Source organism: Cupriavidus sp. GW823-FHT06D04 (assembly GCF_058795055.1).
The window spans coordinates 1-8,717 of record NZ_JBXAHL010000084.1; the positions used below are offsets into that span (position 1 = coordinate 1).

Consider the following 8,717-nt stretch of genomic DNA (forward strand, 5'->3'; position numbering starts at 1 on the left):
CCCGGCGCGGCATTGTCGTACATGTCGTATGCGGCCAGCTGCGACAGCTCCAGGAACGGCGTGCCCGGATCCAGCAGCTGCTGCACGCGCTCGCGCGGCAGCAGCTTGCCGCGCGACAGGTGCTTGTTGCGCGCGTCTTCGCCGCCGCCTTCGGCCAGCTTCGCGATCCTGGCCTTGAGGTCGGCCACCAGGGCCTGCATCGACTCGGCGTTGGCCTTGAAGGATTCGGAGCGGGCGTTGAGTTTGGTTTCCAGGGTGGGCATCTGTGTCTCTTCCTGCTTGATATTGGTTTTCGCCGTCCTGCCAGCGGCCGGGCTCAGCCTGCGTGCTTGGGCAGCGGGTGCCCCGGCATCAGGTCGTAGGGATGCTTCCAGCCCGGCAGCGCACGGATGCGCTCGGCCCAGGCGTGGATATGCGGGTACTCCTTGCGCCAGTGCACGCCGATCTCGTCGTCGAAGAAGACGTAGCCCGCCAGCGAGAAGTCCGCGATGCTGGCGCGCTCGCCCAGCAGGAATGCTCGCCCGGCCAGGTGCGCGTTGAGCACGTTCCACGCGCCTTCGCAGCGCGCGCGGAAGAACTCCAGCACGGCCGGGTCCGGCGACCTGGCGAAGTTGCGCATGAAGCGGTAGGTGGCGGTGTAGGAGGTGAACTTGTGGTTGTCGAACAGCAGCCAGCGCAGCACCTCGGCGCGCTCGGCCTCATCGCGCGGGCCGTAGGCATCGAGGCGCGTGGCCAGCGTTTCCAGGATGGCGCCGGACTGCGACAGGCGCTGGCCGCCGAACTCCAGCACCGGCACCTCGCCCATCACGTTGATGGCGCGGTACTCGGGCGTACGGGTCTCGCCATTGAAGAAATCGACGAAGCGCGGCTGCCACAGCTGCTGGCCGCGCTGCACGCCGACGGTTTCCAGCAGCAGCGCCACCTTGTAGGCATTGCCGGACTGGGCAAAGCAATACAGCAGGTACTCAGGCTCGTTCCGCTTCTCGATGCTCATGGTGCCTCCCCGATCATGTCCCCATCCACATAAAGCCAGCGGGGCGCCTCGCCGGGCGCGCGCGCTTCGCAGACAAAGCGGCTGCGCTCATGCAGCCGCTTGGCACGCCCGCCTACCTTGTAGCGCGCCACGAATTCCACTTCGGCATGCGTGTCGTCCTGCTGCGCATGCGCCTTCACCGTGAGCCCGAGCCAGCGTGTGGCGGTATCCGGCAACAGGTCGGCCGGGCAGGTCGATGCATGCCAGGTCTGCCGCAGCCATTCCATGTCGTTCAGCACATAGGCGCTGTAGCGCGAGCGCATCAGCGCCTCGGCATTGGGCGGCAGTGCCTCGCCACGATGGAAGCGGCCGCAGCAGGCGGCATAGTCCGCGCTGCCGCACGGGCACGGCACCGGTCCGGCCTTGGGCAAGCGGCCTGCCGCTTTCGCCGTCATCCCACCAGCTCCGGCAGGTCGCGCATATCGGTGAAGATGGTGCCCGCGCCGGCCTCGCGCAGCAGCGCGGCATCGTTGCGCTCGGCGTAGCCGAACACCGTCATGCCGGCGGCCACGCCCGCGGTCACGCCGGTCGGGCTGTCTTCCACCACGGCGCAGCGCGCCGGCTCCACGCCCATGGTGCGCGCGGCCAGCAGGTACACATCGGGTGCGGGCTTGCTGCGCGCCACTTCGGTGGCAGAGAAGATGTGCTCGCGCTCATCCTGCTGGAACAGCTCGACCAGCCCGGTCCTGGTCAGTTGCAGCTTGACCTTGATGCGGTCCGCACCCGACGCCACGCACACCGGCATGCCGGTGGCGGCGATCTTGCCAATCGCCTCGCGCACATGCGCCACCGCGACGACTTCGGCTTCCAGCACCGCGTTGCGGCGGGCCAGCCAGGTCGACAGCCAGTTCTCGGGCAGCGGCGCGCCGCGCATGCGCGCGATCATGTCCAGCTCCTCGCGCACGGCGCGGCCGAGGAACAGGCGCGTGGAGTCTTCCAGCGAGATCTCGATGCCAAGCTCGTTCAGCATCTGGTTGAGCACGCGGTTGACGATGGGCTCGCTGTCGACGAGCACGCCGTCGCAGTCGAAGATCACGCAATCGAATCGGCCGGAATGGCCACGGGTTGCTGCAGTCATGCGGGTTTCTTTTCCTTGGTGTCCAGGCTCGGCACGGCCCTGAGTTCAGTCTGGCGACGGCTCTTCAGGTGGGCCTCGACCTGGTCGAAGCGGTCGAAGCCCCAGAACGGCTCGCCGTCGATGATGACGAAGGGCGAGCCGAACACGCCCTTGGCCATCGCCACGTCGATCTCGGCCTTGAGCTGGTCCTTGATCTGGTAGCTGGTGGCGCCGGCATCCAGCGCCTGCACGTCCACGCCCAGCGGCTCGGCCAGCTTCATGATCTCGGCCGGCTCGGCGATATTGATGTCGTCGACGAACAACGCGCGGTACACCGACTTGGCAAAGGCCGTGGCGATGTCGTCGCCGTGGTGGTTCTGCAGCCACAGCATGGCGCGCGCGGCGTGCGTGGTGGGCAGCGGGAAATGCGTGGGGCGCTTGTATTCGATGCCGTGGAAGCGCGCGGTGCGCTCGAAGTCGCGCCACGAGTAATCGCCCTTGAGCGGCAGCTGCGGCAGCGGCGAGGCGCCGGTGGTCTTGAACACCACGCCCAGCAGGATGGGATGCCAGGCGACAATGCGCCCGTACTTCTGCGCCAGGTCGTCGATGCGGGTGCTGGCAAAGTAGCCGTAGGGCGAAGAGAAATCAAAGTAGAAGTCGATCGCTGCGGTCATGTCGGGGCCCTTCTTGTTGTGGTTGCCGGGTCTGGAATCAGGGAAGCGCGCCGCCTTCGCGGCATGCACCCCATCGTACGCGCATAGCTAGGCCAGCGCGCGCGCGATCAGGATCTTCTGGATATCGCTGGTGCCCTCGTAGATCTGGCACACGCGCACGTCGCGGTAGATGCGCTCCACCGGGAAGTCGCTGACGTAGCCGTAGCCGCCAAACACCTGGATCGCATCCGAGCACACCCGCTCGGCCATCTCGCTGGCAAAGAGCTTGGCCATGGCCGCCTCCTTCAGGCAGGGGCGGCCGGCGTCGCGCAGCGCGGCGGCGTGCCACACCATCTGGCGCGCCACGTCGATGCGGGTGGCCATCTCGGCCAGGCGGAACTGCACCGCCTGGTGCTGGAACAGCGGCTGGCCGAAGCTCTCGCGCTCCTTGGCATAGGCCAGCGCCGCCTCGAACGCGGCGCGCGCCATGCCGATGCTCTGCGAGGCGATGCCGATGCGCCCGCCTTCCAGGCCCGACAGCGCCATCTTGTAGCCGCCGCCCTCGTCGCCCAGCAGGTTGGCCGCCGGCACGCGGCAGTCCTCGAACAGGATCTGCGCGGTGTCCGACGAGTGCTGGCCGAGCTTGTCCTCCAGCCGCGCGACCACGTAACCCGGGGTCGAAGTCGGCACGATAAAGGCGCTGATGCCGCGCTTGCCGGCAGCCTTGTCGGTCACGGCCAGCACGATCGCCACGTCGGCGTTCTGGCCGCTGGTGATGAACTGCTTGACGCCGTTGAGCACGTAGTGGTCGCCGTCGCGGACCGCGCTGGTGCGCAGCGCCGAGGCATCCGAGCCGACGTGCGGCTCGGTCAGGCAGAACGCGCCCAGCATCTCGCCGCGCGCCAGCGGCACCAGCCACTGCTGCTTCTGCGCCTCGCTGGCGAACGACATCAGCATGCTGCACACCGGGCAGTTGTTGACGCTGATGACGGTGGAGGTGCCGCCATCGCCGGCCGCGATCTCTTCAAGGATCAGCGCCAGCGACAGGTAGTCCAGGCCGGCGCCGCCGTATTCCTCCGGCACTGCCACGCCGTAGGCACCCAGCGCCGCCAGTTCGCGGTGCACGTCCTTGGGGAAGGTCTTGTCGCGGTCCCACTGCGCGGCCTGCGGCGCGATCACTTCCTGCGCAAACTGGCGCACGGCGTCGCGGATCATTTCCTGTTCGGGGGTCAGCAGCATGTCGGTTCGGTGATCAGTGTGCGGGCGCGCTTACCAGGGGATGGGCGTGCCGTCGTAGTTATGGAAGGTGCCGTTGTCGCGCCGCTTGACGCCAGCCAGCACCTGGCGCATGCCCTTGACGCTCTGCTGCACGGTCAGGTCGGCTTCCTGGCCGCCCATGTCGGTCTTGACCCAGCCCGGGTGCAGCGCGACGCAGGTGGCGTGGCGCGCATCGAGCGAGACCGCGCGCAGCGCCGCATTGGCGCCGGCCTTGCTGACGCGGTACAGCCAGCTGGTGCTGTGCTCCATCGCGGTGATGCTGCCCATGCGCGAAGACAGCACCGCCAGCACCCCGCCGTGGCCGGACTGGCCCGCTTCGACGTAGGGCAGCAGCAGCGGCAGCGCCATCATCGGGCCGAGCACGTTGACATGCATCACCTGGTCGAATTCCTGCGGCGTGACCGGCTGCGCGCCTTCGGTGCGGGGCCCCAGCACGCCGGCGTTGTAGATCGCCACGTCGAGGGCTTCGCCGTCGAGCTTCCAGCCCAGGCCCGCGACCGCGCCGGCATCGGACAGGTCGACCTGGTGAGCTTCGGCACCCAGCGCCTGCAGCGCGCCGACGCCTTCGGGCGTACGCGCCGCCGCGATGACGCGCCAGCCGTCGGCACGGTACTGGCGCACGAATTCAAGGCCGATGCCGCGCGAGGCACCGAGGATCAGGACGGTTGGCAAGGCTGTGCTCCTTTGACTGGCTACTTGGGTTCAGCGAACTGCCTGGATCTTGCGCCCCTCCCCCTTTATGAGGGAGAGGGGCGCAGAACTACGTCAGAGAATCTCAATACCGACCGCGGTTGCCTCGCCGCCGCCAATGCACAGGCTCGCCACGCCGCGCTTGCCGCCGGTCTTGCGCAGCGCGCCGATCAGCGTGGTCATGATGCGTGCGCCCGAGGCGCCGATCGGGTGGCCCAGCGCGCAGGCGCCGCCGTGGATATTGACCTTGTCGCGCGCGATCTTGAGGTCGTGCATGGCCGCCATCGGCACCACGGCAAAGGCCTCGTTGATCTCGAACAGGTCGACGCTGTCGGTGGTCCAGTCCAGCTTGCGGTACAGCTTGGCGATGGCCTCGACCGGCGCGGTGGTGAACCAGCCCGGCGCCTGCGCGTGGGTGGTGTGGCCGAGCATGCGTGCGATCGGCTGCAGGCCGAGCTTCTTCGCGGTGGAGGCGCGCATCATCACCAGCGCCGAGGCGCCGTCGTTGATGGACGACGACGAGGCCGCGGTGATAGTGCCGTCCTTGGCAAAGGCGGGCTTGAGCGAGGGGATCTTGTCGAGCTTGATGCGGCGCGGGCCTTCGTCGGTGTCGATCACGGTGTCGCCGCCCTTGCCGGACACGGTCACTGGCGCAATCTCCCAGCGGAAGTCGCCGTTCTCGGTGGCCTGCTGGGCGCGGCGCACGCTTTCCATCGCGAATTCGTCCTGCTGCTCGCGCGTAAAGCCGTACTTGGCGGCGCAATCCTCGCCGAAGGTGCCCATGGCGCGGCCCTTGTCATACGCGTCTTCCAGGCCGTCCAGCATCATGTGGTCGTAGATCATGCCGTGGCCGATGCGGTAGCCGCCACGGCCCTTCGGCACCAGGTACGGCGCATTGGTCATGCTCTCCATGCCGCCGGCAATGGCGATATCGAACGAGCCCGCGATCAGCCCGTCGTAGACGGTCATGGCCGCGCGCATGCCCGAGCCGCACATCTTGTTGACGGTGGTGCAGCCCACGCCCAGCGGCAGGCCGGCGCCCAGCGCGGCCTGCCGCGCCGGGGCCTGGCCCTGGCCGGCCGGCAGCACGCAGCCGAACACCACTTCTTCCACCTGCTCGGGCTTCAGGCCGGCGCGCTCAACGGCGGCGCGGATGGCCACGGCGCCCAGCTGCGGCGCGGTGACGCTGGCGAATTCGCCCTGGAACGCAGCCATCGGCGTGCGGGCGGCTGAAACGATAACGATCTCTTCCATGTCGGGTCTCCTGGATCGGTGTATGAAGAAGCGGTGTCGGGTGGGTCCGGTCAGCGGATCGACGCCTGCGGCGGATCGCCGTACTGGCGGTAGGCCGCGGCCAGCTGCTCGTGCAGTTCTTCGTTGCTGCTGGCGGCCATGCCCAGGTCGCGCAGCAGGCCGTCGGACACGCCGTAGACCCAGCCATGCACGGTCACGGCCTGGCCGCGGGTCCAGGCATCCTGGAGCACGGTGGTCTGGCAGACGTTGTTGACCTGCTCGATCACATTGAGCTCGCACAGCCGGGTATGGGCGTCGTCCTCGCGCAGCAGCGTGCCGAGATAGGCCTCGTGCTTGTCGGCCACGTCGCGCACATGGCGCAGCCAGTTGTCGGCCAGGCCGATGCGCTCGCGCTTGAGCGCGACCTTGACACCGCCGCAGCCGTAGTGGCCCACCACGGTGATATGGCGCACCTTGAGCACCTCTACCGCGAACTGGATCACCGCCAGCGCGTTCAGGTCGCTGTGCGCGATCACGTTGGCGATATTGCGGTGGACGAACACCTCGCCCGGGGCCAGGCCCAGGATCTGGTTGGCCGGCACGCGCGAATCGGAGCAGCCGATCCACAGGTACTCGGGCGCCTGCTGGTTGGCCAGGCGCATGAAGAAGGTGGGGTCTTCGGCGTTGACCCGGTCGACCCACTCGCGGTTGTTGCGGAACAGCTGGGCAATGGCGTCAGTCATGCGACCCTCCTTGCGGGACCAGGATCGGGAACGGCAGCCTGCACGCTGCCAGCTTCGCCGTAGCGGTGAATGAATCGCTCTGAACTGTGATAGGCAAAGAAGTCATGAACATGTCCGGCCAGGAGCCGGTCCTTGTGGCTCTGCCACATGGCAGGGTCGAAAAAGTCCGCATGGTGGCGCAGGAACGCCGCGCGCACGCGCGTGTCGCCCAGCAGGAAGGTGCGGAAGGTCTCGGGAAAGATATCGTGCGGACGCACCGTGTACCAGACCTCGCCCGACATCTCCTCTTCCTCGTTGCGCGGCTGCGGCACGTCGCGGATGTTGCAGTCGGTCAGGTACTCGATCTCGTCGTAGTCGTAGAACACCACGCGCCCGTGGCGCGTGACGCCAAAGTTCTTGTACAGCATGTCTCCCGGGAAGATGTTCGCGGCAATCAGCTCCTTGACGGCGTTGCCATATTCGATCACGCCGTGCTCGACCTGCGCGTCGGAGCCCTCCGTCAGGTAGATGTTCAGCGGCGTCATGCGGCGCTCGATATAGACGTGGCGCACCACGATCTCTTCGCCGCCGTCCTTGCCGCGCTGGTATTCGATCATCGACGGCGCGTGCTGCTCGAACTCGCGCACCAGCGCATCATCGAAGCGCGAGAGCGGGAAGGCCACGTCGGAGTACTCCAGCGTATCCGCCATGCGGCCCACGCGGTCGTGCTGCTTGACCAGCTGGTACTTGGACTTGACCAACTCGCGCGTAGTTTCCTTGGGCGCCGGGAAAAAGTCCCTGATGACCTTGAACACGTACGGGTACGACGGCAGCGTGAACACCAGCATCACCAGCCCGCGGATGCCGGGCGCAACGATGAACTTGTCCGACGAATGCTGCAGGTGGTGCAGGAAATCGCGGTAGAACAGGTTCTTGCCCTGCTTCTGCAGGCCCAGCGAGGTATAGATCTCGGCGCGCGGCTTGCGCGGCATGATGTCGCGCAGGAAGGTCACGTAGGCCGACGGAATCTCCATGTCGACCATGAAGTAAGAGTGCGTGAACGAGAACAGGATCAGCAGCTGTTCCTTCTTCAGCAGCACCGTGTCCAGCATCAGCTTGCCCGAGGGGCCGTGCAGGATCGGGATTGCCAGCGGGAAGGTGTGGTCGCCGTTCAGGATGCGGCCGATGATGAAGGCCGCCTTGTTGCGGAAGAACAGCGACGACAGCGTATGGATCTGGAAATTCGGCGCGATGCGCAGGTCGCCGAAATGCTCGCTGACCGCGCGCACCACGTAGCCGATATCGCGCGGCAGGTCCTCGAACGGGCTCTCCAGCTGGAAGTTGTGCACGATGCGCTCGAAGCACGCGGCCATGCCCTCGCGGCTGCCCGGGTAGTAGGCGCGGAAGGTCGGGCGCGTGGGCGATTCCTCGTTCTCGATGTACTCGGTCGAGATCGCCGGGCGCACGAAGATGAAATCGTTGTTGAAGTACGAGCGGTGCAGGATGCGCGTGCAGACCGAGTTGAAGAAGGTCTCGGCCAGCTCGGGCTGGTGGTGGTTGGTCAGGAGGCCGATGTAGTGCAGCTTGATCTGCTGCCAGATCTCGTCCTCGATGTTCTCGGCGTCGTACTCGTCTTCCAGGATCACGCTCGATTCGCGCACGCGCTCGTTGTAGAACGCAATGCGGTCGCGCTGAATCTGCTGCAGCCCGTGCCAGTCGCCGGCCTCGAACTTGAGCTTGGCCTGGTGGCTGACCTCGCGGAACAGGCGGTAGTGCTTGTCGAACCCGTCGAGCATCGTTCTCGCCACATCGAAGGCAATCTGCGAGGAGAGCAGTTTGGGGAAGTGGGACATGGGTCGACGGGGGCCGGGGGCAATACTGCGAGAGGTCTTGCGACGGGTACTGAGATTGTAATGGGGTTCGGGCGGGGGCTCCGGGTGATTTCGGCGCCCCCTTGCGCTTTACATGGTCTCCGCGAACAGCTCGCGGCCGATCAGCATGCGGCGGATTTCCGAGGTGCCGGCGCCGATCTCGTACAGCTTGGCGTCGCG

The 8,717-nt window shown here is 66.8% G+C and carries 10 protein-coding genes and 1 pseudogene; all 11 read right to left on the reverse strand.

Annotated elements, in window-relative coordinates:
* Positions 1 to 263, reverse strand: a pseudogene (locus AC1Q7H_RS39375) (methylcrotonoyl-CoA carboxylase); the annotation flags it as partial.
* Between the two features lie 53 nt (positions 264 to 316).
* Positions 317 to 994: a glutathione S-transferase family protein gene (locus AC1Q7H_RS39380; protein WP_013955261.1), complete on the reverse strand. Its 678-nt coding sequence runs from the start codon at positions 992 to 994 to the stop codon at positions 317 to 319.
* Positions 991 to 1,428: a YchJ family protein gene (locus AC1Q7H_RS39385; protein ID WP_013955260.1), complete on the reverse strand. Its 438-nt coding sequence runs from the start codon at positions 1,426 to 1,428 to the stop codon at positions 991 to 993. The genes AC1Q7H_RS39380 and AC1Q7H_RS39385 overlap by 4 nt, the downstream gene beginning before the upstream one ends.
* On the reverse strand, positions 1,425 to 2,111 hold the full coding sequence (locus AC1Q7H_RS39390; protein ID WP_013955259.1) for an HAD family hydrolase: 687 nt from the start codon (positions 2,109 to 2,111) through the stop codon (positions 1,425 to 1,427). The genes AC1Q7H_RS39385 and AC1Q7H_RS39390 overlap by 4 nt, the downstream gene beginning before the upstream one ends.
* A complete protein-coding gene (locus AC1Q7H_RS39395) occupies positions 2,108 to 2,764 on the reverse strand; it encodes a 2-hydroxychromene-2-carboxylate isomerase (protein WP_018314407.1) in 657 nt (218 codons plus the stop codon). The genes AC1Q7H_RS39390 and AC1Q7H_RS39395 overlap by 4 nt, the downstream gene beginning before the upstream one ends.
* An 87-nt stretch (positions 2,765 to 2,851) precedes the next feature.
* A complete protein-coding gene (locus AC1Q7H_RS39400; RefSeq protein WP_013955257.1) occupies positions 2,852 to 3,982 on the reverse strand; it encodes an acyl-CoA dehydrogenase family protein in 1,131 nt (376 codons plus the stop codon).
* 30 nt (positions 3,983 to 4,012) lie between these two features.
* Positions 4,013 to 4,693 carry an SDR family oxidoreductase gene (locus AC1Q7H_RS39405; RefSeq protein ID WP_013955256.1) on the reverse strand — a complete coding sequence of 227 codons (681 nt, stop codon included), beginning with the start codon at positions 4,691 to 4,693 and terminating at the stop codon, positions 4,013 to 4,015.
* A 93-nt stretch (positions 4,694 to 4,786) separates the two neighbouring features.
* A complete protein-coding gene (locus AC1Q7H_RS39410) occupies positions 4,787 to 5,965 on the reverse strand; it encodes an acetyl-CoA C-acetyltransferase (RefSeq protein WP_013955255.1) in 1,179 nt (392 codons plus the stop codon).
* Positions 5,966 to 6,015: 50 nt separating this feature from the next.
* Complete coding sequence (gene can / locus AC1Q7H_RS39415) at positions 6,016 to 6,687, reverse strand: carbonate dehydratase (protein ID WP_013955254.1); 672 nt, start codon at positions 6,685 to 6,687, stop codon at positions 6,016 to 6,018.
* Positions 6,684 to 8,519, reverse strand: a complete 1,836-nt coding sequence (gene aceK / locus AC1Q7H_RS39420; protein ID WP_153957034.1) for a bifunctional isocitrate dehydrogenase kinase/phosphatase — start codon at positions 8,517 to 8,519, stop codon at positions 6,684 to 6,686. The genes can and aceK overlap by 4 nt, the downstream gene beginning before the upstream one ends.
* 108 nt (positions 8,520 to 8,627) lie before the next feature.
* Positions 8,628 to 8,717 (reverse strand): acyl-CoA dehydrogenase family protein (locus AC1Q7H_RS39425; RefSeq protein WP_492382492.1); only part of this gene is annotated, 90 nt, incomplete at its 5' end.